This is a genomic window from Salmonella sp. SSDFZ69, assembly GCF_004010755.1.
In the GTDB taxonomy this organism is placed as follows: domain Bacteria; phylum Pseudomonadota; class Gammaproteobacteria; order Enterobacterales; family Enterobacteriaceae; genus Salmonella; species Salmonella enterica.
The window spans coordinates 528,019-553,685 of record NZ_CP034831.1; the positions used below are offsets into that span (position 1 = coordinate 528,019).

At 54.3% G+C, this 25,667-nt stretch carries 20 protein-coding genes; 13 read left to right on the plus strand and 7 right to left on the minus strand.

Annotated elements, in window-relative coordinates:
- Window positions 1–90: 90 nt before the first annotated feature.
- On the minus strand, window positions 91–1,458 hold the full coding sequence (gene degQ / locus EOS98_RS02545; protein WP_000716690.1) for a serine endoprotease DegQ: 1,368 nt from the start codon (window positions 1,456–1,458) through the stop codon (window positions 91–93).
- A gap of 156 nt (window positions 1,459–1,614) precedes the next feature.
- Window positions 1,615–2,013 (minus strand): Z-ring associated protein ZapG, encoded by a 399-nt coding sequence (gene zapG, locus EOS98_RS02550; protein ID WP_001519074.1) that lies wholly within the window; start codon window positions 2,011–2,013, stop codon window positions 1,615–1,617.
- 192 nt (window positions 2,014–2,205) lie between these two features.
- On the opposite strand from zapG, the gene zapE reads away from it, so the two are divergent.
- The 11 genes from zapE to nanQ all read left to right on the plus strand — a co-directional run bounded on the left by zapE (window position 2,206) and on the right by nanQ (window position 11,533).
- Window positions 2,206–3,330: a cell division protein ZapE gene (gene zapE, locus EOS98_RS02555; protein ID WP_001191220.1), complete on the plus strand. Its 1,125-nt coding sequence runs from the start codon at window positions 2,206–2,208 to the stop codon at window positions 3,328–3,330.
- A 302-nt stretch (window positions 3,331–3,632) separates the two neighbouring features.
- Window positions 3,633–4,061: a 50S ribosomal protein L13 gene (gene rplM, locus EOS98_RS02560; protein WP_000847559.1), complete on the plus strand. Its 429-nt coding sequence runs from the start codon at window positions 3,633–3,635 to the stop codon at window positions 4,059–4,061.
- 15 nt (window positions 4,062–4,076) lie between these two features.
- Window positions 4,077–4,469 (plus strand): 30S ribosomal protein S9, encoded by a 393-nt coding sequence (gene rpsI, locus EOS98_RS02565; RefSeq protein WP_000829815.1) that lies wholly within the window; start codon window positions 4,077–4,079, stop codon window positions 4,467–4,469.
- A 313-nt stretch (window positions 4,470–4,782) separates the two neighbouring features.
- On the plus strand, window positions 4,783–5,421 hold the full coding sequence (gene sspA, locus EOS98_RS02570) for a stringent starvation protein SspA (protein WP_000257298.1): 639 nt from the start codon (window positions 4,783–4,785) through the stop codon (window positions 5,419–5,421).
- 5 nt (window positions 5,422–5,426) lie between these two features.
- Window positions 5,427–5,927 carry a ClpXP protease specificity-enhancing factor gene (sspB, locus tag EOS98_RS02575; RefSeq protein WP_000366112.1) on the plus strand — a complete coding sequence of 167 codons (501 nt, stop codon included), beginning with the start codon at window positions 5,427–5,429 and terminating at the stop codon, window positions 5,925–5,927.
- Window positions 5,928–6,035: 108 nt separating this feature from the next.
- The gene (gene nanR / locus EOS98_RS02580) at window positions 6,036–6,827 is read left to right on the plus strand and encodes a transcriptional regulator NanR (RefSeq protein WP_023193809.1); all 792 of its coding nucleotides are present in this window, start codon (window positions 6,036–6,038) and stop codon (window positions 6,825–6,827) included.
- A 134-nt stretch (window positions 6,828–6,961) separates the two neighbouring features.
- The gene (gene nanA / locus EOS98_RS02585; protein WP_001029667.1) at window positions 6,962–7,855 is read left to right on the plus strand and encodes an N-acetylneuraminate lyase; all 894 of its coding nucleotides are present in this window, start codon (window positions 6,962–6,964) and stop codon (window positions 7,853–7,855) included.
- A 115-nt stretch (window positions 7,856–7,970) separates the two neighbouring features.
- Window positions 7,971–9,461: a sialic acid transporter NanT gene (gene nanT, locus EOS98_RS02590; RefSeq protein WP_000108071.1), complete on the plus strand. Its 1,491-nt coding sequence runs from the start codon at window positions 7,971–7,973 to the stop codon at window positions 9,459–9,461.
- Between the two features lie 46 nt (window positions 9,462–9,507).
- On the plus strand, window positions 9,508–10,197 hold the full coding sequence (locus EOS98_RS02595) for an N-acetylmannosamine-6-phosphate 2-epimerase (RefSeq protein ID WP_000054439.1): 690 nt from the start codon (window positions 9,508–9,510) through the stop codon (window positions 10,195–10,197).
- On the plus strand, window positions 10,194–11,069 hold the full coding sequence (gene nanK, locus EOS98_RS02600) for an N-acetylmannosamine kinase (protein ID WP_000208982.1): 876 nt from the start codon (window positions 10,194–10,196) through the stop codon (window positions 11,067–11,069). Before EOS98_RS02595 ends, nanK begins: the two co-directional genes overlap by 4 nt.
- A complete protein-coding gene (gene nanQ, locus EOS98_RS02605) occupies window positions 11,066–11,533 on the plus strand; it encodes an N-acetylneuraminate anomerase (protein WP_000979900.1) in 468 nt (155 codons plus the stop codon). The genes nanK and nanQ overlap by 4 nt, the downstream gene beginning before the upstream one ends.
- An 83-nt stretch (window positions 11,534–11,616) precedes the next feature.
- On the opposite strand, the gene EOS98_RS02610 is transcribed toward nanQ, so the two are convergent.
- The 5 genes from EOS98_RS02610 to gltB all read right to left on the minus strand — a co-directional run bounded on the left by EOS98_RS02610 (window position 11,617) and on the right by gltB (window position 21,451).
- The gene (locus EOS98_RS02610; RefSeq protein WP_126523807.1) at window positions 11,617–12,897 is read right to left on the minus strand and encodes a cytosine deaminase; all 1,281 of its coding nucleotides are present in this window, start codon (window positions 12,895–12,897) and stop codon (window positions 11,617–11,619) included.
- Window positions 12,884–14,137, minus strand: a complete 1,254-nt coding sequence (gene codB / locus EOS98_RS02615; protein ID WP_082330224.1) for a cytosine permease — start codon at window positions 14,135–14,137, stop codon at window positions 12,884–12,886. Before codB ends, EOS98_RS02610 begins: the two co-directional genes overlap by 14 nt.
- Window positions 14,138–14,252: 115 nt before the next feature.
- The gene (locus tag EOS98_RS02620) at window positions 14,253–15,356 is read right to left on the minus strand and encodes a PDDEXK nuclease domain-containing protein (RefSeq protein WP_000184312.1); all 1,104 of its coding nucleotides are present in this window, start codon (window positions 15,354–15,356) and stop codon (window positions 14,253–14,255) included.
- Window positions 15,357–15,562: 206 nt separating this feature from the next.
- The gene (gene gltD, locus EOS98_RS02625) at window positions 15,563–16,981 is read right to left on the minus strand and encodes a glutamate synthase subunit GltD (protein WP_000081635.1); all 1,419 of its coding nucleotides are present in this window, start codon (window positions 16,979–16,981) and stop codon (window positions 15,563–15,565) included.
- Window positions 16,982–16,990: 9 nt separating this feature from the next.
- Window positions 16,991–21,451, minus strand: a complete 4,461-nt coding sequence (gene gltB / locus EOS98_RS02630) for a glutamate synthase large subunit (RefSeq protein ID WP_126523808.1) — start codon at window positions 21,449–21,451, stop codon at window positions 16,991–16,993.
- Window positions 21,452–22,122: 671 nt separating this feature from the next.
- Between gltB and EOS98_RS02635 the strand changes: the two genes are divergently transcribed.
- Both EOS98_RS02635 and arcB read left to right on the plus strand, forming a co-directional pair.
- Window positions 22,123–23,052 (plus strand): TIGR01212 family radical SAM protein, encoded by a 930-nt coding sequence (locus EOS98_RS02635; protein ID WP_001176887.1) that lies wholly within the window; start codon window positions 22,123–22,125, stop codon window positions 23,050–23,052.
- Between the two features lie 93 nt (window positions 23,053–23,145).
- Window positions 23,146–25,482, plus strand: a complete 2,337-nt coding sequence (gene arcB / locus EOS98_RS02640) for an aerobic respiration two-component sensor histidine kinase ArcB (protein ID WP_000809826.1) — start codon at window positions 23,146–23,148, stop codon at window positions 25,480–25,482.
- The last annotated feature ends 185 nt before the right edge of the window (window positions 25,483–25,667 follow it).

Consider the following 25,667-nt stretch of genomic DNA (forward strand, 5'->3'; position numbering starts at 1 on the left):
TGGAGGCGTCGTTAAAAAAGGGAACGGCAGCAGCATACCATGAGTTAACCGGACATCACATCGCAGGCTGATGCCCGGTTTAAGACAGGATTAGCGCAGCAATAGATAAATGTTCTCGTTGCCGCGTACTACCTGAAGAGCAATGATGGACGGTTTTGCCGCCATCACTTTGCGCATTTCGGCGATAGAACTGATGCGATCGCGATTAACGCCGATGATAACATCATCTTTTTGCAAACCAGCCTGCGCGGCAGGACTGCTTTTTTCGACGCTATCAACCTTAACGCCTTTCGTCCCGTCTTTCAGCTGGCCGTCGCTCAACGTCGCGCCTTGCAACGCCGGGGCGATCATTTCGGCACTGGCGGAAGAAGAGGTATTGGAATCCAGCGTGACTTCCACCTCCAGCGGCTTACCATCGCGCAGCAGGCCCAGCTTCACTTTCGTGCCCGGTTCGGTGGTGGCGATACGTGAACGCAGTTCGGCAAAGCTATTCAGCGGCTTACCGTTAAGACTGATAATCACGTCTCCGGATTTCACCCCGGCCTTCGCCGAACCTGAATTGGGTAAAACCTCGCTGACAAAAGCGCCACGCTGAACGTTCAGTTTGAATGCCTTAGCGATATCAGCGGTCATTTCAGTGCCTTTAATTCCCAGCAATCCGCGTTTGATTTCGCCGAACTGAATCAACTGCTGCGCCAGCGTCTGCGCCATATTGGAAGGAATAGCAAAGCCAATGCCGATGCTCCCGCCCCCTGGCGCGAGGATCGCGGTATTAATCCCGATCAGCTCGCCGTTCAGGTTAAGCAGCGCGCCGCCGGAGTTGCCGCGGTTAATAGAGGCATCGGTTTGAATAAAGTTCTCAAGCCCTTCCAGATTAAGCCCGCTGCGTCCCAGCGCTGAAATAATCCCGGAGGTGGCGGTTTGCCCAAGGCCAAACGGATTACCGACCGCCACGGCGAAATCGCCGACGCGGAGTTTGTCGGAATCGGCGATGGCAATTTGCGTTAACTTGCTGGGATTCTGAATTTGTAACAGAGCGATATCGCTCTGGTCGTCGCCGCCGATCAGCTTCGCGTCGAATTCGCGTCCGTCATTCAGTTGAATGCTGATCTTCTGTGCCTGATTAATCACATGATTATTGGTTAATACATAGCCTTTCGCGGCATCGATAATCACCCCCGAACCGAGTCCTTCAAACGGCTGGGACGGCTGGTCTGGCAGATCCTCGCCAAAGAATTTTTTAAACTCCTCCGGCACTTTTTGGCTCTGGGCGGCGGTTCCCTCGACTTTTACGCTGACGACAGCAGGCAGCACTTTCTCCAGCATAGGGGCAAGGCTTGGCAGCGTCGCCTGGCCTGGCACCTGGCCTGGTATCGATGCAAGGGCTGGAAACGGCGCCGAAAGAGTTAACCCGACACTTAACGCTAATGCACTTAACAGCTGGGTGTGTTTTTTCATGGATGCTGCTCTCGTACCTTGAATGAACGGATAGACAATTCAAAACAGATTGATGTTATTGAATTTTCAGCCTGGTAACAATGATAATAGCTGGGACAGGAAAGATAGAGAGAGGGCGCAAGCGATGCGCCCGATAAATTTTTTAACGGCGTGCGATTAATCGCGCTTTGCGCCGCTACGTAACAGGCCAGACGCGCCTTCAGAATAATCACGTGGCATTTGTACTGGCGCCTGATCGTTGCTCGCCTCAGACTCCGCCAGACGGTTACGGAACGGATTCGACTCCGCAGACATTTCCGGCAGCAGGCTGCTGGAGCTTTTCGCCATATGCTGATATAGCTGGCGATAATCATGCGCCATGGTATCCAGCAGTTCCGCGCTGCGGGCAAAGTGGCTAACCAGCTCTTCACGGTACTCTTCCAGCTCAGCTTTGTTTTTTTCCAGTTCGTACTGCAATGCCTGCTGTTGACGTAACTTACGATTACCAAAACGCATGGCCACGGCACCAATGATGATACCGACGACTAATCCAATTAGCGCATATTCCCAGGTCATGAACATCTCCCGTTGTCTTATGTTTCCGTAGGGTGTTGGCTCCAGGCTCCATGCCCGCGCCTGATTATGCCACTATAACCGCTAATTCCGTAGAAGTGGAATCCCGACAGCATATCGCGTAGTGTAGAACGGCCTTTTTTTCGTCAGCCATGAACGACGGCACATCGATTTTCAAGGAATAACAATAACATTATGCAAAGCCTTTCCCCTACATCGCGTTATCTCCAGGCACTCAACGAAGGCACCCATCAGCCTGACGACGTACAGAAAGAGGCGGTCGACCGTCTGGAAACCCTTTATCAGGCGCTCACCGCGAAAAAATCGTCGGCTACGCCACCCGGCGGTCTGATAGCGCGACTGGGGAAATTATTAGGCAAAAACGAACCGGACGCGCAAATACCGGTTCGCGGGCTGTATATGTGGGGGGGCGTGGGTCGCGGCAAAACCTGGCTCATGGATCTCTTCTACCACAGCCTGCCGGGCGAGCGAAAACTACGCCTGCATTTTCATCGGTTTATGCTGCGCGTGCATGAAGAGCTTACCGCGTTACAGGGACAGATCGATCCGTTAGACATTATTGCCGATCGGTTTAAAACCGAGACGGACGTACTGTGTTTCGATGAGTTTTTCGTCACCGATATTACCGACGCCATGCTGCTGGGTGGTTTAATGAAAGCGCTGTTTGCACGCGGCATTACGCTGGTCGCGACCTCCAATATTCCGCCGGATGAACTCTACCGCAACGGTTTGCAACGCGCCCGCTTCCTGCCGGCTATCGATGCCATTAAACAGCACTGCGACATTATGAATGTGGACGCCGGCGTCGATTACCGGCTACGGACGCTGACGCAGGCCCATTTATGGCTAACGCCGCTTAATGATGAAACCCGGCGGCAAATGGATAAACTGTGGCTGGCGTTAGCGGGGGCCGCGCGCGAGCACGCTCCGACGTTGGAAATCAATCATCGCCCTTTATCCACCCTGGGCGTTGAAAACCAAACGCTAGCGGTCTCTTTCGCTACGCTGTGCGTCGAGGCCCGCAGCCAGCATGATTACATTGCGCTCTCAAGGTTATTTCATACGGTTCTGCTGTTTGACGTGCCGGTCATGACGCCGCTGATGGAGAACGAAGCGCGCCGCTTTATTGCGCTGGTGGATGAGTTTTACGAGCGCCACGTTAAGCTGGTGGTCAGCGCCGCCGCGCCGTTATATGAGATTTATCAGGGGGAGCGACTCAAGTTTGAATTTCAGCGCTGTCTGTCGCGCCTGCAAGAGATGCAGAGTGCGGAGTATCTCAAGCGGGAGCATATGCCGTAAGCCGGACAAGCGCAGCGCCCCGGCATTGTGCGGTATCATATCTGTGCAACCTCCCCTACCGGAGGGTGAACCAGGCCTGAACAAAACCCGCGGCAAATCGCAAAAAGGGGTCGATCTTTGACCTGGACTTCTCTATAATCCTGCGACCCCACGTTACAAGAGAGTTTTTTCCCAAACTTTCTCTGTGCCGGCCAAACATATCCGAGGGGGTAGGTTTACCGGACTTTGTCGTGTGAACCTCAACTATTTAAAACGTTTGGGTGTTCACCAACGTGTAACTTATTTATTTGGGTAAGCTTTTAATGAAAACTTTTACAGCTAAACCAGAAACCGTAAAACGCGACTGGTATGTTGTTGACGCGACCGGTAAAACTCTGGGCCGTCTGGCTACTGAACTGGCTCGTCGCCTGCGCGGTAAGCACAAAGCGGAATACACTCCGCACGTAGATACCGGTGATTACATCATCGTTCTGAACGCTGACAAAGTTGCTGTAACCGGCAACAAGCGTACTGACAAAGTGTACTATCACCACACCGGCCACATCGGTGGTATCAAACAAGCGACCTTTGAAGAGATGATTGCCCGCCGTCCTGAGCGTGTGATTGAAATCGCGGTTAAAGGCATGCTGCCAAAAGGCCCGCTGGGTCGTGCTATGTTCCGTAAACTGAAAGTTTACGCGGGCAACGAGCACAACCACGCGGCACAGCAACCGCAAGTTCTTGACATCTAATCGGGATTATAGGCAATGGCTGAAAATCAATACTACGGCACTGGTCGCCGCAAAAGTTCCGCAGCTCGCGTTTTCATCAAACCGGGCAACGGTAAAATCGTTATCAACCAACGTTCTCTGGAACAGTACTTCGGTCGTGAAACTGCCCGCATGGTAGTTCGTCAGCCGCTGGAACTGGTCGACATGGTTGAGAAACTGGATCTGTACATCACTGTTAAAGGTGGTGGTATCTCTGGTCAGGCTGGTGCGATCCGTCACGGTATCACCCGCGCTCTGATGGAGTACGACGAGTCCCTGCGTGGCGAACTGCGTAAAGCTGGCTTCGTTACTCGTGATGCTCGTCAGGTTGAACGTAAGAAAGTCGGCCTGCGTAAAGCACGTCGTCGTCCGCAGTTCTCCAAACGTTAATGGGGTTCTGCTTCGGCAGACAACTATTAGCGAAAAACCCGCTTCGGCGGGTTTTTTTATGGGCAATGCATTTATCTGTCACAATGAAATGCGGATTGTTGTCTCTTTTTCCCCAATTCCAGAATCGACTCACCACAAAGGTCACAAAATCTGGTAAACTATCATCCAATTTTCTGCCCAAATAGCGGGGAATGTTCATTTTTTGTCTCGTTTCTGAGCAATGATGGCTTTTTTCGCCCTGGGTGACATAACATCTGGCTGGTCACATTGTGGCTGGTAGCAGTAAAAATTCTGAATATACCTGGAGGTTTTCATGGCTGTCGCTGCCAACAAACGTTCGGTAATGACGCTGTTTTCTGGTCCTACTGACATCTATAGCCATCAGGTCCGCATTGTGTTGGCTGAAAAGGGTGTTAGTTTTGAGATCGAACATGTGGAAAAGGACAATCCACCTCAGGATCTGATTGACCTCAACCCGAATCAAAGCGTTCCGACACTGGTGGATCGTGAGCTGACCCTGTGGGAATCTCGCATCATTATGGAATATCTGGATGAGCGTTTCCCTCATCCGCCGCTGATGCCGGTTTATCCGGTCGCGCGCGGTGAAAGCCGTCTGTACATGCACCGTATTGAAAAAGACTGGTATACGCTGATGAACGTCATCGTAAACGGGTCTGCTTCCGAGGCCGACTCTGCACGTAAACAACTGCGTGAAGAGCTGCTGGCGATTGCGCCAGTATTTGGTCAGAAACCGTATTTCCTGAGCGACGAATTCAGCCTGGTTGATTGCTACTTGGCGCCTCTCCTGTGGCGTTTACCGCAGTTGGGTATTGAATTCAGCGGCGCAGGGGCGAAAGAGCTGAAAGGCTATATGACCCGCGTCTTTGAACGTGATTCTTTCCTGGCTTCTTTAACCGAAGCTGAACGTGAAATGCGCCTCGGTCGGGGTTAACCTGTATGGATTTGTCACAGTTGACGCCGCGTCGTCCTTATCTGTTGCGTGCTTTCTACGAGTGGTTGCTGGATAACCAGTTGACCCCGCATCTGGTGGTGGATGTGATGCTGCCTGGCGTGCATGTCCCTATGGAATATGCGCGCGATGGGCAAATCGTCCTCAATATTGCGCCGAGGGCGGTAGGTAATCTGGAGCTATCTAATGATGAAGTGCGTTTTAATGCGCGCTTCGGCGGCGTTCCCCGTCAGGTTTCTGTGCCTTTGGCTGCGGTGCTGGCGATTTACGCCCGTGAAAATGGCGCAGGCACCATGTTTGAGCCTGAAGCCGCCTATGATGAAGACGTTGTCAGCTTAAATGATGATGACAATACCGCAGGCGCGGAAAGCGAGACCGTGATGTCCGTCATTGATGGCGATAAGCCCGACCACGATGACGACAGTAGTCCTGATGACGAGCCGCCTCCGCCGCGTGGCGGACGTCCGGCGCTGCGTGTAGTAAAATAATCAACAGGCCCTGAAGGGCCTGTTTTGTTTGGTCTCCTCGCGGGTTCACCCTGCTTTTGAAGCTGTGTTACGATAAGCTTGCTATTATTTGCCACCGACCACTCATGAATGGACGTTATGAACGCATTTGATTCGCAAGCAGAAGAGTCTCCGACATCCCTCGGGCGTAGTTTGCGCCGCCGCCCGCTGGCGCGTAAAAAACTGTCTGAAATGGTTGAGGAGGAGCTGGAGCAGATGATCCGCCGTCATGAGTTTGGCGAGGGAGAACAGCTACCGTCTGAACGTGAATTAATGGCCTTCTTCAATGTGGGACGTCCCTCCGTGCGTGAAGCGTTAGCTGCGCTGAAGCGTAAAGGTCTGGTGCAAATCAATAACGGCGAACGCGCCCGCGTCTCGCGCCCCTCTGCTGATACCATCATCAGTGAACTGTCGGGTATGGCGAAAGATTTTCTTACTCATCCTGGCGGCATCGCTCACTTTGAACAGCTACGGCTTTTCTTTGAATCCAGCCTGGTACGCTATGCGGCGGAACATGCTACCGACGAGCAGATCGCGTTGTTAACGAAAGCGCTGGAAATTAATAGCCAGTCGCTGGATGACAACGCGCTGTTTATTCGTTCGGATGTCGAGTTTCACCGGGTGCTGGCTGAAATTCCCGGCAATCCGATCTTTATGGCTATTCATGTTGCTCTGCTGGACTGGCTAATCGCCGCTCGCCCAAGCGTTCCCGATCGTGAGCTGCATGAACATAATAACGTGAGTTATCAACAACATATTGTGATTGTTGATGCTATTCGCCAGCGAGATCCCGATAAAGCGGATCGCGCTCTGCAAACCCACCTCAATAGCGTTTCCGCTACCTGGCACGCGCTCGGTAAAAAAAGTCAAAAAATGCGGTAGCGATCGCACCTCCGATCCCGGTTTAGTGAAGCAGATCGCACTATAAGCGTTCTGTATTATTTGCTGCTTATTTGATCTGGTATAACAGGTATAAAGGTAGGTAGTTAATATATTCATCATCCGTAGAGGTAGGTATGGCAAAAGCATTGCAAGGCGTAATGGCGGCGTTGTTGACCCCATTTGATCATCAGCAGCAACTGGATAGCGAAAGCCTGCGCCGTCTGGTGCGTTTTAACATCGGGCAGGGTATCGACGGGCTGTACGTTGGCGGTTCCACCGGGGAAGCATTCGTACAGAGCCTTGCTGAAAGAGAGCAGGTACTGGAGATTGTCGCCGAAGAGGCGAAGGGAAAAATCACGCTGATCGCCCATGTCGGGACGGTAAGCACCGCAGAAAGCCAGCAGCTTGCCAGCGCCGCAAAGCGTTACGGTTTTGATGCGGTCTCTGCGGTGACGCCTTTTTATTACCCTTTCAGTTTTGAAGAGCACTGTGACCATTATCGGGCAATCATTGATTCCGCAGATGGATTGCCGATGGTGGTATACAACATTCCGGCGTTAAGCGGTGTAAAACTTACCCTCGATCAGATCAATACGCTGGTGACATTACCGGGCGTGAGCGCGCTGAAGCAAACCTCCGGCGATCTCTTCCAGATGGAGCAGATCCGCCGCGCGCATCCGGATCTGGTGCTGTACAACGGTTATGACGAAATCTTCGCTTCCGGCCTGCTGGCGGGCGCGGACGGCGGTATCGGCAGCACATACAACATTATGGGCTGGCGTTACCAGGGGATTGTGCAGGCATTACGTGAGGGCGATGTGGCGAAAGCGCAGCGTCTGCAAACCGAGTGCAATAAGGTTATTGATTTACTGATTAAAACCGGCGTATTCCGCGGCCTGAAAACGGTCCTGCATTATATGGACGTGGTATCGGTGCCGCTGTGTCGTAAACCGTTCGCGCCTGTTGATGAAAAATACCTGCCGGCGCTCAAGGCGCTGGCTCAACAACTGATGGAAGAAAAGGCGTAACAGCATAATGCCGGGGGCGCTACGCTTGCCCGGCCTACAACAGTGTGAGCGGTAGGCCGGATAAGGCGGAGCCGCCATTCGGCATAACGACAACAAAAATCGTCGGGAGAGTAAAATGAGTACTTCTACCCAAAACATCCCGTGGTATCGCCATCTCAACCGGGCGCAGTGGCGGGCATTTTCCGCTGCCTGGCTGGGATATCTGCTTGATGGTTTTGATTTTGTGTTGATTGCTCTTGTACTGACTGAGGTACAAAGCGAATTTGGGCTGACGACGGTACAGGCGGCAAGCCTGATTTCTGCGGCTTTTATCTCTCGCTGGTTCGGCGGGTTATTACTGGGCGCGATGGGCGATCGCTATGGGCGTCGTCTGGCGATGGTCAGCAGCATCATTCTGTTTTCGGTGGGAACCCTGGCCTGCGGGTTTGCGCCCGGTTACACCACCATGTTCATCGCCCGACTGGTGATTGGTATGGGCATGGCGGGCGAATATGGTTCCAGCGCGACCTATGTGATTGAAAGCTGGCCAAAACATTTACGCAATAAAGCCAGCGGTTTTCTGATTTCCGGCTTCTCCGTCGGCGCGGTCGTTGCCGCGCAGGTGTACAGCCTGGTGGTGCCTGTCTGGGGCTGGCGCGCGCTGTTTTTCATTGGCATTTTGCCAATTATCTTCGCTCTCTGGCTGCGAAAAAACATTCCGGAAGCGGAAGACTGGAAAGAGAAACACGCGGGTAAAGCGCCGGTACGTACGATGGTCGACATTCTTTATCGGGGCGAACATCGCATCATCAACATTTTAATGACTTTCGCCGCCGCCGCTGCGCTGTGGTTCTGTTTTGCCGGTAACCTACAAAATGCTGCGATTGTGGCGGGGCTGGGACTACTGTGCGCGGTTATCTTTATCAGCTTTATGGTGCAGAGCAGCGGTAAACGCTGGCCCACTGGCGTCATGCTGATGCTGGTGGTACTGTTTGCTTTCCTCTATTCCTGGCCGATTCAGGCGCTATTACCTACTTATCTGAAAACTGAGCTGGCCTACGATCCGCATACGGTGGCGAATGTCCTGTTCTTTAGCGGATTTGGCGCGGCGGTTGGTTGCTGCGTAGGCGGTTTTCTTGGCGACTGGCTGGGAACGCGTAAAGCATATGTCTGTAGCCTGCTGGCCTCGCAAATCCTCATTATTCCGGTCTTTGCGATTGGCGGCACAAACGTCTGGGTTCTGGGTCTGCTACTGTTTTTCCAACAGATGTTGGGGCAGGGGATTGCCGGGATTCTGCCGAAACTGATCGGCGGTTACTTCGATACCGATCAGCGCGCGGCGGGGCTGGGCTTTACTTATAACGTCGGCGCGCTCGGCGGCGCGCTGGCGCCGATCCTGGGAGCGCTGATCGCTCAACGTCTGGATCTGGGCACTGCGCTGGCATCGCTCTCTTTCAGCCTGACGTTTGTCGTGATCCTGCTTATTGGGCTTGATATGCCGTCTCGCGTACAGCGTTGGCTACGTCCGGAAGCGTTACGCACCCACGATGCTATTGACGACAAACCGTTCAGCGGAGCCGTACCGCTTGGCAGTGGTAAAGGTGCCTTTGTAAAAACGAAAAGTTAATCCGCTTGCCCGGTTTTCAACCGGGCAATATTTGTAAGGGAGTAGTATGTCGTTACTTGAACAACTGGATAAAAATATTGCCGCTTCTGGCGGCCTGATTGTCTCCTGCCAGCCCGTTCCGGGCAGTCCGCTGGATAAGCCGGAGATTGTAGCGGCAATGGCGTTGGCAGCGGAACAGGCGGGCGCGGTTGCGGTGCGTATTGAAGGCATAGACAACCTGCGTATGACCCGCTCGCTCGTTTCGGTACCCATTATCGGCATTATCAAACGCGATCTGGACGACTCTCCAGTGCGCATTACCCCTTTTCTCGACGATGTAGATGCGCTGGCGCAGGCCGGCGCAGCTATTATCGCCGTTGATGGAACCGCTCGGCAACGGCCGGTAGCCGTTGAGGCGTTGTTGGCGCGCATTCATCACCACCATCTACTGGCGATGGCCGACTGCTCATCCGTGGACGATGGTCTCGCCTGTCAACGGTTGGGCGCGGACATTATCGGCACGACAATGTCCGGCTACACCACCCCCGATACGCCGGAGGAACCCGATCTGCCCTTAGTCAAAGCGTTGCATGACGCCGGATGCCGGGTGATAGCCGAAGGGCGCTATAACTCGCCAGCACTGGCGGCGGAGGCGATCCGCTATGGCGCATGGGCGGTGACGGTGGGGTCCGCCATTACCCGTCTGGAACATATCTGTGGATGGTATAACGACGCATTAAAAAAGGCGGCGTCATGACTACGTTAGCAATCGATATTGGCGGTACTAAACTTGCCGCCGCGCTCATCGACAACAACTTGCGCATTAGCCAGCGTCGCGAGCTACCGACCCCCGCGAGCAAAACGCCGGATGCGTTACGTGAAGCATTAAAGGCGCTGGTTGAACCACTACGGGCAGAGGCGCGTCAGGTAGCGATAGCTTCTACCGGGATCATTCAGGAAGGGATGCTGCTGGCGCTAAACCCCCATAATCTGGGCGGCTTGCTACACTTTCCGTTAGTACAAACACTGGAAACGATCGCTGGCCTGCCGACGCTGGCGGTGAACGACGCGCAGGCGGCGGCCTGGGCGGAGTATCACGCGCTCCCTGATGATATCCGCGATATGGTATTTATCACCGTTTCAACCGGCGTTGGCGGCGGCGTTGTCTGCGACGGCAAGCTCCTTACCGGAAAAGGCGGTCTGGCCGGGCACCTGGGACACACCCTGGCGGACCCACACGGTCCCGTATGCGGCTGTGGACGCGTTGGCTGCGTAGAGGCCATCGCCTCCGGACGAGGGATGGCTGCGGCGGCGCGGGACGATCTGGCGGGATGCGACGCCAAAACCCTATTTATTCGCGCTGGCGAAGGTCATCAGCAGGCGCGACATCTGGTAAGCCAATCCGCGCAGGTAATAGCGCGAATGATCGCCGATGTGAAAGCGATTACCGACTGCCAGTGTGTGGTCATTGGCGGCAGCGTAGGGTTAGCTGAGGGATACCTGGAGCAGGTTCGCGCGTTTTTGATGCAAGAGCCTGAGCCTTATCACGTGGCGCTGAGCGCCGCTCGCTATCGGCATGACGCAGGATTATTAGGCGCTGCTTTGTTAGCTCAAGGAGACACATTATGATGATGGGGGAAGTACAGTCGTTGCCTTCTTGCGGGTTGCATCCGCGACTGCTGGATGCCTTGACTCTCGCGCTGGCGGCAAGGCCGCAGGAGAAAGCGCCGGGGCGCTATGAATTGCAGGGCGACAATATCTTTATGAATGTAATGCAGTTAACGACGCAAATGCCGGCCGAGAAGAAAGCGGAATTGCATGAACAATACATTGATATTCAGCTACTACTAACCGGCGTCGAGCGTATTGCGTTTGGGATGTCCGGTGCCGCTCGCCAGTGCGAGGAGATGCACGTTGAAGAGGATTACCAGCTTTGTAGTCAAATTGCCGACGAGCAGACTATTACGCTGCAAGCGGGGATGTTTGCTGTGTTTATGCCGGGAGAACCGCATAAACCGGGATGTGCAGTGGGTGAGCCGGATGACATCAAGAAAGTGGTAGTGAAAGTACGCGCCAGTTTGCTGGCGGCCTAAATCTCTTGCCGGAGCAGTCTTCCGAACGCAGCCCCCTTACGGGGCTGCGTGGTGAATGTGCCGGAGAGCGCGGGTATGACGGGTTAACGCTTAAACGTCACGGCTTCCGGCTGGGTCAGGTGCAGCGTCGTCTGGCTCGGCACCGTCTCGGCAATTACCCGCCCGTGGCGAATCGAGTAACGGGCAGGCGTCTGGCGACGTACCGCATCGAATCCATTCTCAGCGGGTAAGATAACCAGATTCGCGGCATGGCCGACACTCAGACCGTAGTCCTGTAAATGCAGGGTTTTTGCGCTGTGGGTAGTGATCAGATTTAACCCGTCGTTGATTTGCCCATACCCCATCAACTGGCAAACGTGTAACCCCATATGCAACACCTGCAGCATATTTGCTGTGCCTAATGGATACCACGGGTCGAAGACGTCATCATGGCCAAAGCAGACGTTGATCCCCGCTTCCAGCATCTCTTTCACCCGCGTGACGCCACGACGTTTCGGGTAAGTGTCAAACCGCCCTTGCAGATGAATATTCACCAGCGGGTTGGCGACGAAGTTAATCCCCGACATTTTCAACAGGCGGAACAGGCGTGACGCATACGCGCCGTTGTACGAGTGCATAGCCGTGGTGTGGCTGGCGGTCACGCGCGCCCCCATGCCATCACGATGCGCCAGCGCCGCGACCGTTTCGACAAAGCGAGACTGCTCGTCATCAATTTCGTCGCAGTGCACATCGATCAAGCGATCGTATTTCTGCGCCAGTGCAAAGATTTTGTGCAGCGATTCAACGCCATATTCCCGCGTGAACTCAAAGTGCGGAATGGCACCAATAACGTCAGCGCCCAAACGCACGGCTTCCTCTAACAGCGCTTCACCGTTGGGATAAGACAGAATACCTTCTTGCGGAAAGGCGACGATTTGTAGGTCTACCCACGGCGCAACCTCTTTCTTCACTTCCAGCATGGCTTTCAGCGCGGTGAGCGTAGGATCTGAAACGTCAACGTGAGTACGAACGTACTGGATGCCGTTAGCCATCTGCCATTTCAGGGTCTGCATCGCGCGCGCTTTCACATCTTCATGCGTGAGCATTGCTTTACGTTCTGCCCAGCGCTCAATCCCTTCAAACAGTGTGCCGGACTGGTTCCAGCTCGGTTCACCCGCCGTTTGCGTGGTATCCAGGTGGATATGTGGCTCAACAAACGGTGGAATAGCCAGACCGCCTTCGGCATCAAGCACTTCGCCCTGCGGTAACGATGCGGCTTCCTGAGGCTCAATCTGGCTAAAGCGCCCGTTTTCAATCGTAATCTGCCATAATCCTTCGTGTCCCTGCAGACGCGCCTGACGAATGGTGATGTTATTGTTCTGCATGGCTGACCTCTGGTGATTTAGCAAGGCTGCGGTTGAAAAGTGGATTCAGCAGGATATAGCTGAAGACGCCGCCGAGTACGGCGTTGACGGGCACAATACCAGGAACATAATGTCCGGCGGCGATGCCCAGCGCGACGGAAAGAATAGCAATCCAGTTAACGGGAATAAAGCGCACGGTGTTGAAGTCGGCATAGCGGCGGCGGTTCACCAGATAGTCGGCAATAATCACTCCGCCAATCGGTGGGATGGCAGATGACAGGAACGTCAGCCAGCCGACAAAATTATTGTAAAGCCACAGCGCGCACACGGTACCGATAATCCCGTTCACCACCGACAGCGTACGGCTGGAAAGACCGGTAATATTGGCGAAGCCCAGACCCGATGCGTACAGCGCGTTATCGTTGGTGGTCCAGATATTCAGGCCAAGCACCACAATCGCGGGCAGCAGCAGCCCCTGCGCTATCATCACGTCAGAGATATCCGCCTGACCGACGGCGGCAGCGCCTGCCGCGCCAAAGATAAACATCAGCGAGTTGCCGAGGAAAAAAGCGACCATCGCAATCAGTACGGCGCTTTTGGCATGACGCCCGAAGCGGACGAAGTCGGCGGTCAATGTACCGGCGCTGACAAACGATCCCACCACCAGCGCCAGCGCGCTGGAAAAATCCAGCGGCGTCTGCGGCACTATCGTTTTTAAATGCTCCAGCCCACCCACGCCGCTGATCGCCAGCCAGACGGAGTAGCTGCCCAGTATAACGATCGCGGGTACGGCAATGATAGACAAAATGGTCAACGCCGAGATGCCGAAAAAAATGGTCAGGGTCATCAGTAGACCCGAAACGGCAATCAGAATATTGGCATCAATGCCCGTCGCTTTACTGACCGGAATAGCGAACATCGCTACGCCAACGCCAAACCAGCCTACCTGTGTGCCGCCTAGCAGCAGCGAGGGAAGCCATGATCCTTTAACGCCAAAGGAGTAACGTGCAAGGAGGTGGGTGGAGAGTCCGGTTTTTGCGCCGATGTAGCCAAGAAATGCAGTGTAGATACCGAGGAGGAGATTACCGAAGAGAACTGCGAGGAAGAAATCGTGATAGGTAAGACCGGTGCCGAGTGTCCCTCCGGTCCACATACTGGCGGAAAAAAACGTTAAACCCAACATGACAAACGTCAGTGGAATCACGCCCTTCCGCGCCGCCAGAGGGACGGGGCCCTGGCTATAATTGTTGTCCTGCGACACAACGCCTCCATGAATTTTGCCCAAAAAATCCGCCGCATAATATACAGTTCTCAAAATAAAGCAAACGTTTTCGTGTGATATTTTCTTGATAATTATTCATGGCATTAATGGTTCGCTAGTTTTTCTCCGTTGTCAGTGAACCACCGCGTGTGAGTTGAGTTTCCAGCATGGTTTGCGAACGAATAAGTTCGTCTGTGAGTAATTTTTCGTCAGGCAGCTGCACTTTGTACTCGCTCGCCATGATGGTGTTTGGCAGGCCAGTCAGCGCGTAATGCGCTTCCCCCGCGCCTTTCCCTGCGCACAAAACCAGGCCGACTGGCGGGTTTTCTCCGGGCATTGTCCAGTGCTCTTTGGCATAGTTCAGGTACATATTCATCTGCCCGGCATCCGCATAACCGAATTTGCCTACCTTCAGGTCAACGAGCAACAGGCAGCGCAAGCGACGATGGAAGAACAGCAGATCGACGCGGAACCAGCTGTCGTCTATGCGTAGTCGGCGTTGGCGGCCAACAAAAGCAAAATCGTCACCGAGCTCCAGCATAAAGTCCATCAGGTGGCTGAGCAGCGCGTCTTCGAGATCTGATTCGGAATACTCGTCCTTCAGGTTAAGAAATTCCAGAATGAACGGGTCGCGTATGGCTTGCTCCGGCAAAACGTTTGGCTCGGCGGGTGCAGGCTGCTGCAACATGGCGGATTTGTCGTGGGACAGTAGCGTTCGTTCGTAAAACTGAGTGGCGATTTGCCGATCGAGTTGCCGTACGGACCAGCCGTTACGTAGCGTCTCTTTCTCGTAAAAAGTGCGGGCATCGGGATTTTTTACCGACAAGAGGCGGACATACGCCGACCAGGGGAGTGGGAAAGATTTAGCCAGTTGCGCCAAATGGAGAGATTCTCCAGACACTGTCTGGAGAATCTCAATTTTTTGAAAATAAAGATAAAACTTTTTAAATTGCCATAGATTACTGGCAGAAAAACCTCGTTTATATCTTTGGCTTAAATCCTGTGATAAACGATCAATTAGCTGTTCACCATAAGCCGCTCTGGCTTCACCGCCTTGTTCAAATTCAACAATGCGTCGACCCATTTCCCAATAGGTTGCTGTCATGATGGTGTTGATGCTGCGAACGGTTTGTGTCCGCGCTGTGTCCAGCAGTTGAACAATTCCGTTATGAATTTGCTGATATTCATCAGACTGTGGCGCTAAAGTTGGATTCGTCATGTCATCCCTTACGTGATAGTTTCATTGTGAAATTAGAACGCTATCAATACGCTTCAGGCGTAAACGGATCAATCCATGAACGGATTTTACATGGCATTACATCTCGATTTACGAGCGGGTTTCCAGAATCGGCAGGAGAGATATTGAGGAGAGGAATATCGGCTCCCCAGCCATCAGCCAAGGCAGTAAGCGGGGAGCCGGAAGGGTTACACTTCGAGGTAGTTCATAATCCCGTCAGCCGCCTTACGGCCTTCGGCAATCGCCGTCACCACCAGATCGGAACCGCGCACGATGTCGCCACCGGCGAAGATTTTCGGGTTGCTGGTCTGGAAAGCATTATCGCTGCGTTCCGGCGCGATAATTCGTCCCTGCGAGTCCAGTTCCACGCTGTGTTTCGCCAGCCATTCCATGCTGTGTGGACGAAAACCAAACGCCATCACCACCGCATCAGCCGGAACCACATGCTCGGAACCGGCGACGATCTCCGCCCGCCGACGGCCTTTGGCATCCGGTTCGCCCATTTCAGTGCGCACCATTTTTACGCCGCTCACTTTGCCGTTGGCATTGACTTCAATGCCCAGCGGTTGAACGTTAAACTGAAACTCGACACCTTCCTCGCGCGCGTTCTTCACTTCGCGTCTGGAACCCGGCATGTTCTCTTCATCACGACGATAAGCACAGGTTACGTGCGTTGCGCCCTGACGAATGGAGGTACGTACGCAGTCCATTGCGGTATCGCCGCCGCCCAGCACCACCACGCGTTTGCCTTCCATACTGACATATGGTTCGTCGCTGGTTTCGCCAAACCCCATGATCTGCTTCGTATTGGCGATCAGGAACGGCAGAGCGTCGAAAACCCCGTCCGCATCTTCATTTTCCAGCCCGCCGCGCATCGACTGATAGGTGCCGACGCCAAGGAATACCGCATCGTAATCTTTCAGCAGATCTTCAAGCTGTACATCACGACCCACTTCGGTATTAAGTTTGAACTCAATACCCATGCCGGTGAAGATCTCGCGACGGCGAGTCATCACCTCTTTTTCCAGTTTGAAAGCTGGAATACCGAAGGTCAGCAGGCCGCCGATTTCCGGATGGCGATCAAAGACCACCGCCTTCACGCCGTTGCGGGTCAGCACGTCGGCGCACGCCAGCCCTGCCGGACCTGCGCCGATAATCGCTACCCGTTTGTCCGTCTGGCGCACGCCGGTCATATCCGGGCGCCAGCCCATTTCGAACGCTTTATCGTTGATATAACGTTCGATGTTGCCGATGGTTACTGCGCCGAACTCATCGTGCAGCGTACAGGAGCCTTCGCACAGGCGATCCTGCGGGCACACACGGCCACACACTTCCGGCAGGGTGTTGGTCTGGTGCGATAGCTCAGCCGCCTCAAAAATACGCCCTTCGTTAGCCAGTTTCAGCCAGTTCGGGATGTAGTTATGTACCGGACATTTCCACTCGCAGTAGGGGTTCCCGCAGGACAAACAGCGATCCGCCTGGGCTTTCGCCTGACCTTCAGAAAACGGTTCGTAGATTTCAACAAACTCGATCTTACGGATCTTCAGCGGTTTCTTCGGCGGATCAACGCGCTGCAGGTCGATAAATTGATAAACATTCTGGCTCATTTCAATTCCTTACTGCGCCTGCACGCGCAATTCTGCCGCACTACGACTACGGTGGCCCAACAGGGCTTTGACATCGCTGGACTTGGGCTTAACTAACGCGAATTGGGTTGAGAAGCTTGACCACCTGGACAGGATCTCTTCGCCGCGTTGCGAACCAGTATGCTGCACGTGCTCGGTGATCAGACCGCGCAGATGCTCTTCGTGGATAGCCAGCGAATCAACGTCCAGTACTTCTACCAGTTCCGGGTTCACGCGTTTACGGAATTCGCCATCTTCGTCCAACACATAGGCGAAGCCGCCGGTCATCCCCGCGCCGAAGTTAACGCCGGTTTTACCCAACACGCAGACGATGCCGCCGGTCATGTATTCACAGCCGTTGTCGCCGATGCCCTCTACTACGGTAATCGCCCCGGAGTTACGCACGCCGAAACGTTCGCCCGCGCGGCCCGCCGCGTACAGACGGCCACCGGTGGCTCCATACAGGCAGGTGTTGCCGATAATGCTGGCTTTATGACTGAGGAAGGCGGAACCTACCGGCGGTCTGATGGCGATCAAACCGCCTGCCATACCTTTACCGACATAGTCGTTGGCATCGCCAGTCAGATATAACTCTACGCCGCCCGCGTTCCACACGCCAAAGCTCTGGCCTGCGGTACCGCTGAAGTGTGCTTTAATCGGATCGGAAGCCAGCCCCTGATCGCCGTGGGTCTGTGCGATGTAGCCGGAAAGCGACGCGCCGACGGAACGATCGGTGTTGCGGATGTCGAACCAGAAGGTTTTGCTCTGGCGCGCATCGACAAACGGTTTCGCCTGCTGCAACAGTTGCGCATTCAGCACGCCGTTATCAAACGGCGGGTTATTCTCGGTGCAGTACAGCGCTTTACCCGGATGAGGTTCAGCGGTTTCCAGTAGACGAGACAGCGCCAGCTTCTGCTGTTTAGCGGTGAAGCCCTCCAGCTCTTTCAGCAGGTCGGTGCGGCCAATCAAATCCACCAGGCGGGTCACGCCAAGCGAAGCCATCAGCTCGCGCACTTCGCTGGCGATAAATTCAAAGTAGTTGGTTACTTTGAACGGCAGGCCGTGATAGTGGTTCTTACGCAGTTTTTCATCCTGCGTCGCTACGCCGGTTGCACAGTTGTTCAGATGGCAGATGCGCAGGTATTTACAGCCCAGCGCCACCATCGGGCCGGTGCCGAAGCCGAAACTTTCCGCACCGAGAATTGCCGCTTTAATGATATCGACGCCGGTTTTCAGACCGCCGTCCACCTGCAGACGAATCTTGTGACGCAGACCGTTGGCGACCAGCGCCTGCTGGGTTTCAACAAGTCCGAGTTCCCACGGACAGCCCGCATATTTCACCGAAGAGAGCGGGCTGGCACCGGTACCGCCGTCGTAACCGGCGATAGTAATCAGATCCGCATAGGCTTTCGCCACGCCGGTCGCGATGGTGCCGACGCCCGGTTCGGACACCAGCTTCACGGAGATCATCGCCTTCGGGTTGACCTGTTTGAGGTCGAAAATGAGCTGCGCTAAGTCCTCGATAGAGTAGATATCGTGGTGCGGCGGCGGGGAGATCAGCGTCACGCCCGGCACTGAATAGCGCAGTTTAGCGATATACGGAGTGACTTTATCCCCCGGCAACTGACCGCCTTCGCCCGGTTTCGCGCCCTGCGCGACTTTAATCTGAATCACATCGGCATTGACCAGGTAGGCCGGCGTCACGCCAAAGCGACCGGAGGCCACCTGTTTGATACGCGACACTTTATTGGTGCCGTAGCGCGCCGGGTCTTCGCCGCCTTCGCCGGAGTTGGAGTTGCCGCCGAGGCTGTTCATCGCTTCCGCCAGCGCTTCGTGCGCTTCCGGACTTAATGCGCCGATAGACATGGCTGCGGTATCAAAGCGTTTAAACATCTCACTGGCGGGCTCAACCTCGTCGATAGTCACCGCCTCGCCGTCTGGATGTATCGCCAGCAGATCGCGCAGCGTTGCCGCCGGACGCTCATTGACCAGTTTGGCGTATTCCTGATAATCGCTGTACTCGCCGCTCTGTACCGCCTGTTGCAGGGTACGCACGACATCCGGGTTATAGGCGTGATATTCGCCGCCGTGGACGTACTTCAGCAGGCCGCCCGGGCTAATGGGTTTGCGCGCCAGCCAGGCGCGTTTGGAGAGATTCAGCAGATCCTGCTGGAAGTCATCAAAGCTTGCGCCGCCGATACGGCTGACCACGCCCTGGAAGCACAGGTTTACCACATCATCGTGCAGTCCGACCGCTTCAAACAGTTTGGAGCAGCGGTAAGAGGCAATGGTCGAAATGCCCATTTTGGACATAATCTTGTACAGCCCCTTGTTGATGCCGTTACGGTAGTTCTGCATCACGGTACGGTAGTTTTTGGCGATGGCCTGGGTATCAATCAGACGCCCCAGCGTTTCGTAGGCCAGGTACGGATAGATGGCCGTTGCGCCAAAGCCGAGCAGTACCGCAAAGTGATGCGGATCGCGGGCGCTTCCGGTTTCTACGATGATGTTGGCGTCGCAGCGCAGGCTTTGATCGACCAGACGAGTCTGCACCGCGCCCACCGCCATCGGCGCGGGGACCGGCAGGCGATTCTTACCGATATTGCGATCCGAGAGGACCAGCAGCACGGTGCCGTTACGCACCATCTGTTCCGCTTTATCGCACAGCGCCTTAACCGTCGCGTCCAGTGTGGTTTCGGTGACATCAAAGGTAATATCAAGCCAGTCGGCGCGGTAGTGATGCTCGCTCATGGTGGTGAGCTGTTTGAAATCGGAGTACAGCAGAATTGGCGATTTAAAACTCAGGCGATGGGCCTGACCTTCCGCTTCGCAGAAGACGTTCATTTCGCGACCGATGCTGGTGGCGAGCGACATGACGTGCGCTTCACGCAGCGGGTCGATAGGCGGGTTAGTGACCTGCGCGAACTGCTGGCGGAAGTAGTCGTAAATAATACGCGGCTGGCTGGAGAGCACGGCAAAGGGGGTGTCGTCGCCCATTGAACCGACGGCTTCCTGGCCGTTTTCGCCCAACACGCGGATAACCGAGTCCAGCTCTTCGGCGCTGTAGTTAAACTGTTTTTGATAGCTGGCGAGCAGGTCATCGTCCAGTTCGCGGCTACCGACTTCTTCATCTGGCAACTCTTCAAACGGCACCAGACGGCGAACATTCTTTTCCATCCACGCTTTATACGGATGGCGGCTTTTCAGATCGTCATCGGTTTCCGCGGAATGCAGAATACGTCCGCCGCGGGTGTCGATCACCATCAGCTCGCCTGGGCCGACGCGGCCTTTCTCGACCACTTCATCCGGCTGATAGTCCCAGATACCGACTTCGGAGGCGCAGGTGATCAGCTTATCTTTGGTAATGACATAGCGTGCCGGGCGCAGGCCGTTACGGTCAAGGTTACAGGCGGCGAAGCGCCCGTCGGACATCACGATGCCTGCCGGACCGTCCCACGGCTCCATATGCATGGAGTTAAAGTCAAAGAAGGCGCGCAGATCCTGGTCCATATCGGGGTTGTTCTGCCAGGCGGGCGGCACCAACAGGCGCATGGCGCGGATGATGTCCATCCCGCCTGCCAGCAGCAGTTCCAGCATGTTGTCCAGCGAGCTGGAATCCGAACCGGTTTCGTTAACAAACGGCGCAGCGGACTGTAAATCCGGGATCAGCGGCGTCTGGAATTTATAGGTACGGGCGCGCGCCCACTGGCGGTTGCCGGTGATGGTGTTAATCTCGCCGTTATGCGCCAGGTAGCGGAACGGCTGCGCCAGCGGCCAACGCGGCACGGTGTTAGTGGAAAAGCGCTGGTGGAACAGGCAGATGGCCGATTCCAGACGCAGATCCGCAAGATCCAGGTAGAAGCGCGGCAGATCCGCCGGCATACACAGACCTTTATAAATGTTGACCAGGTTCGACAGGCTGCATACGTAGAAATCTTTGTCGTCCTGCAGGCGTTTTTCAATGCGTCGGCGGGCGATAAACAGACGGCGCTCCATATCACGCGGACGCCAGCCTGCCGGAGCGTTGACAAAAATCTGCTCAATACGCGGCAGAGAGGAGAGGGCGATTTCACCGAGCACGCCTTCATTGGTTGGCACATCGCGCCAGCCGACAATCGACAGGGTTTCCTGCTGTAATTCTTCTTCGACAATATGGCGTGACGCGGCGGCCAGTTCAGGATCTTTATTCAAAAAGATCATCCCGACGGCGTAGTTTTTGGCTAAGCGCCAGCCGCGCTCTTCGGCCACGATGCGAAAGAAACGGTCAGGTTTTTGTAACAGCAAGCCGCAACCGTCGCCGGTTTTACCGTCGGCAAGGATCGCGCCACGGTGCTGCATCCGGGCCAGCGCGTGTATGGCGGTACGCACTACCTTGTGGCTAGGTTCGCCTTCTATGTGGGCGATCAGGCCGAAACCACAGTTATCCTTCTCAAGGGATTTATCGTACAACATATCAGTGAACCTCCCCAGGCTCTACGGGACGCTCTCCCAACCGACGGCGCGCGGGCACAGCAAGAGCATGGCGACGGGGCTGGCGCATCATACGCTTACCTCGCATTCGCCCTCTTTGTGTCCTTTGCGCATTGGTAAATACGGTTAAGAGGGAATCTCAATTACTGCATAAATATGATGAGCAGACGGCTCATCCAGAAAGCTTCCAGCGGATCCCCAACTTATCGGGAATCCACACCCAGGTCAAATGGCAAACTGATTTATGCAAAAGTGTGCTGTAGCACAGATAACTTTTTGAATCTGTTGAAATTAAAAGGTTTTTTATAGAAGGGCTGCTAATACGGAGCGGCAGAAAGCCTGTGATCTGTCTCACTATAAGAGCCGCTCGCCAGGCATTATCTGACCTTGCTTTTTCAAAAATCTTGGCATTTTATGCTGTTTTAAGCGTGAGCAGTATTGAATGCTACTGTTTTTATCGATGACCCAGCAGACGCTGAAAAAAGAGGGGAATATCAGGAAAAATCATCAGCGGGATTATGAATGAAATGTCGTTTATTTTGCTTGATTATGCAGTGGATAAAAGCCTTCCGGGACGATTGATCCAGGTCATCGCCAAAGGAGACTAAAAATGGCAGGCTTTGGCCTCTTTTTAAGAGGCGGTCTATCAGATTATGCAGTTACAGAAATTAGTCAATATGTTTGGTGGGGATCTTTTACGTCGGTATGGGCAAAAGGTTCATAAGCTGACGCTTCATGGCGGTTTTAGCTGCCCTAATCGCGACGGCACCATCGGGCGTGGCGGTTGCACCTTCTGTAATGTCGCCTCTTTTGCCGATGAGGCGCAGCAGCATCATTCGATTGCCGAGCAGCTTGCACATCAGGCGCATCTGGTGAACCGCGCTAAACGCTATCTGGCCTATTTCCAGGCCTACACCAGCACCTTTGCGGAAGTGCAGGTGCTGCGTTCCATGTATCAACAGGCGGTCAGCCAAGCCAGTATCGTCGGGTTATGCGTCGGTACGCGTCCGGATTGCGTCCCGCAGGCAGTAGTAGATTTACTGTGTGAATATAAAGATCAAGGCTACGAGGTGTGGCTGGAACTGGGATTGCAAACCGCGCACGATAAAACCCTGCGCCGAATTAACCGCGGGCATGACTTCGCCTGCTATCAGCGTACCACCCGGATTGCCCGGGAGCGCGGGCTGAAAGTGTGCGCGCATCTGATTGTGGGGCTGCCGGGAGAAGGGCAGGCAGAATGCCTGCAAACCATGGAGCGTGTGGTGGAGACGGGCGTTGATGGTATTAAACTGCATCCGCTGCATATTGTGAAAGGCAGTACGATGGCCAAAGCCTGGGAAGCGGGGCGGCTGAACGGCATCGAACTGGACGACTACACGCTAACGGCAGGTGAGATGATTCGTCATACGCCGCCGGAGGTAATTTATCACCGAATTTCAGCCAGCGCTCGCCGTCCGACGCTGCTTGCCCCGCTGTGGTGCGAGAATCGCTGGACGGGGATGGTTGAGCTGGACAAATACCTGAATGAGCATGGCGTGCAGGGCTCTGCGCTGGCCCGTCCCTGGATACCACCTGTAGCGTAGCGTGATGAGGGGCGCTACGCATATTTCGCACAATATTCAACGCGGTTCCCATAATTGGGTATTATGTGCGAAGTTGTGGTGAAGGAATCCTCTATGAAGCAAATTCGTATGCTGGCGCAATACTATGTCGACCTGATGATGAAATTGGGTCTGGTGCGCTTTTCCATGCTCCTGGCGTTGGCATTGGTGGTGCTGGCGATTGTCGTGCAGATGGCGGTGACCATGGTGCTGCATGGTCAGGTTGAAAGTATCGACGTTATTCGTTCCATCTTTTTTGGCCTGTTAATTACGCCCTGGGCGGTCTATTTCTTATCCGTTGTTGTTGAACAACTGGAAGAGTCAAGGCAGCGACTGTCGCGTCTGGTGCAAAAGCTGGAGGAGATGCGCGAGCGCGATCTCAAGCTTAACGTACAGTTGAAGGACAATATTGCCCAGCTTAATCAGGAAATTGCCGATCGCGAAAAAGCGGAAGCGGAGCTGCAAGAGACATTTGAACAGCTAAAAGTAGAAATTAAAGAGCGTGAAGAAGCGCAAATCCAGCTAGAACAGCAATCCTCTTTTCTGCGCTCCTTTCTGGACGCCTCGCCGGATTTGGTTTTTTATCGTAATGAGGATAAAGAATTTTCCGGCTGTAACCGCGCAATGGAATTGCTAACCGGCAAGAGCGAAAAACAGCTGGTGCATTTGAAGCCGGAAGATGTGTACTCTCCCGAAGCGGCGGAGAAAGTCATTGAAACCGATGAAAAAGTATTCCGCCATAACGTCTCCCTGACCTACGAACAGTGGCTGGATTATCCGGACGGACGAAAGGCCTGCTTTGAAATTCGTAAAGTGCCTTATTACGACCGTGTCGGTAAACGTCATGGCCTGATGGGATTTGGTCGTGATATTACCGAACGTAAGCGTTATCAGGACGCGCTGGAACGCGCCAGCCGCGACAAGACCACATTTATCTCTACCATCAGTCATGAGCTGCGCACTCCGCTTAACGGCATCGTCGGTTTAAGCCGCATCCTGCTGGATACCGATCTCACCGTCGAACAGGAAAAATACCTTAAAACAATCCATGTCTCCGCCGTGACGTTAGGCAATATTTTCAATGATATCATTGATATGGATAAGATGGAGCGGCGTAAGGTTCAGCTTGATAACCAACCGGTTGATTTCACCAGCTTTATGGCCGATCTGGAAAACCTTTCCGGTTTGCAGGCGCAGCAAAAAGGGCTACGTTTTGTGCTTGAGCCGACGCTGCCGCTGCCGCACAAAGTCATTACCGACGGAACGCGTCTGCGCCAGATTTTATGGAATTTGATCAGCAATGCGGTGAAGTTTACTCAGCAGGGCCAGGTGACGGTGCGGGCGCGCTATGATGAAGGCGACATGCTGCACTTTGAAGTGGAAGATTCCGGGATCGGCATTCCGCAGGATGAGCAGGATAAAATTTTCGCCATGTATTATCAGGTGAAAGACAGTCATGGCGGTAAACCGGCGACGGGTACCGGTATCGGGTTGGCGGTCTCCCGTCGGCTGGCGAAAAATATGGGCGGCGATATTACCGTTTCCAGTCTGCCGGGCAAAGGATCGACCTTTACGCTAACGGTTCATGCGCCAGCGGTGGCGGAAGAGGTGGAGGACGCCTTTGATGAAGACGACATGCCGCTGCCCGCGCTGCATGTTCTGCTGGTCGAAGATATTGAACTGAACGTGATCGTGGCGCGTTCGGTACTGGAAAAACTGGGTAACAGCGTGGATGTCGCGATGACCGGCAAGGCGGCGCTGGAGATGTTCGCGCCGGGCGAATATGACCTGGTCTTACTGGATATTCAGCTACCGGATATGACGGGGCTGGATATCGCCAGAGAACTGACCCGTCGCCACACGCGGGAAGATTTACCGCCGCTGGTAGCGCTTACGGCTAACGTTCTGAAAGATAAAAAAGAGTATCTGGACGCTGGTATGGACGATGTGCTGAGTAAGCCGCTGTCGGTGCCGGCCTTAACCGCGATGATTAAAAAATTCTGGGATGCCACCGATAAAGAGGAGAGTACCGTGACGCCTGAAGAGAGCGATAAAGCGCAAGCGCTGCTGGATATCCCGATGCTGGAACAGTACATCGAGTTGGTTGGGCCTAAATTGATCACCGACGGTCTCGCGGTGTTTGAAAAAATGATGCCTGGCTATTTAAGCGTGCTGGAGTCCAATCTGACGGCGCGTGACAAAAAAGGCGTTGTTGAGGAAGGGCATAAGATTAAAGGCGCCGCCGGTTCGGTAGGACTGCGTCATCTGCAACAACTTGGCCAGCAAATCCAGTCGCCGGATCTTCCCGCCTGGGAAGATAATGTCGCGGAATGGATTGAAGAGATGAAGCAGGAGTGGCAGCACGATGTCGCGGTGCTGAAAGCCTGGGTGGCAAACGCGGAAAAAAAATGACCCCGGTTTGACCGGGGTGCGCGAATACTGCGCCAACACCAGGGAAATCGTGGCTGCGCCGTGCTTATTATGATGATGTCAAAGGCGCAGTCCTGTTTTCAGGCCGCACGCAGTTAAGATAGCAAATCCTAAATGATTTGTTACATGAATCATTTAAATGTGTGAAGCGTAGCATTTTAATCAAA

Coding starts and splice junctions, on each gene's coding strand:
- rplM (WP_000847559.1), top strand. CDS start 3,633: ATGAAAACTTTTACAGCTAAACCAGAAACCGTAAAACGCGACTGGTAT.
- zapE (WP_001191220.1), top strand. CDS start 2,206: ATGCAAAGCCTTTCCCCTACATCGCGTTATCTCCAGGCACTCAACGAA.
- arcB (WP_000809826.1), top strand. CDS start 23,146: ATGAAGCAAATTCGTATGCTGGCGCAATACTATGTCGACCTGATGATG.
- EOS98_RS02635 (WP_001176887.1), top strand. CDS start 22,123: ATGCAGTTACAGAAATTAGTCAATATGTTTGGTGGGGATCTTTTACGT.
- nanT (WP_000108071.1), top strand. CDS start 7,971: ATGAGTACTTCTACCCAAAACATCCCGTGGTATCGCCATCTCAACCGG.
- nanQ (WP_000979900.1), top strand. CDS start 11,066: ATGATGATGGGGGAAGTACAGTCGTTGCCTTCTTGCGGGTTGCATCCG.
- nanR (WP_023193809.1), top strand. CDS start 6,036: ATGGACGTTATGAACGCATTTGATTCGCAAGCAGAAGAGTCTCCGACA.
- gltB (WP_126523808.1), bottom strand. CDS start 21,451: ATGTTGTACGATAAATCCCTTGAGAAGGATAACTGTGGTTTCGGCCTG.
- zapG (WP_001519074.1), bottom strand. CDS start 2,013: ATGACCTGGGAATATGCGCTAATTGGATTAGTCGTCGGTATCATCATT.
- nanA (WP_001029667.1), top strand. CDS start 6,962: ATGGCAAAAGCATTGCAAGGCGTAATGGCGGCGTTGTTGACCCCATTT.
- sspA (WP_000257298.1), top strand. CDS start 4,783: ATGGCTGTCGCTGCCAACAAACGTTCGGTAATGACGCTGTTTTCTGGT.
- EOS98_RS02610 (WP_126523807.1), bottom strand. CDS start 12,897: ATGCAGAACAATAACATCACCATTCGTCAGGCGCGTCTGCAGGGACAC.
- gltD (WP_000081635.1), bottom strand. CDS start 16,981: ATGAGCCAGAATGTTTATCAATTTATCGACCTGCAGCGCGTTGATCCG.
- degQ (WP_000716690.1), bottom strand. CDS start 1,458: ATGAAAAAACACACCCAGCTGTTAAGTGCATTAGCGTTAAGTGTCGGG.
- sspB (WP_000366112.1), top strand. CDS start 5,427: ATGGATTTGTCACAGTTGACGCCGCGTCGTCCTTATCTGTTGCGTGCT.
- EOS98_RS02595 (WP_000054439.1), top strand. CDS start 9,508: ATGTCGTTACTTGAACAACTGGATAAAAATATTGCCGCTTCTGGCGGC.
- rpsI (WP_000829815.1), top strand. CDS start 4,077: ATGGCTGAAAATCAATACTACGGCACTGGTCGCCGCAAAAGTTCCGCA.
- EOS98_RS02620 (WP_000184312.1), bottom strand. CDS start 15,356: ATGACGAATCCAACTTTAGCGCCACAGTCTGATGAATATCAGCAAATT.
- nanK (WP_000208982.1), top strand. CDS start 10,194: ATGACTACGTTAGCAATCGATATTGGCGGTACTAAACTTGCCGCCGCG.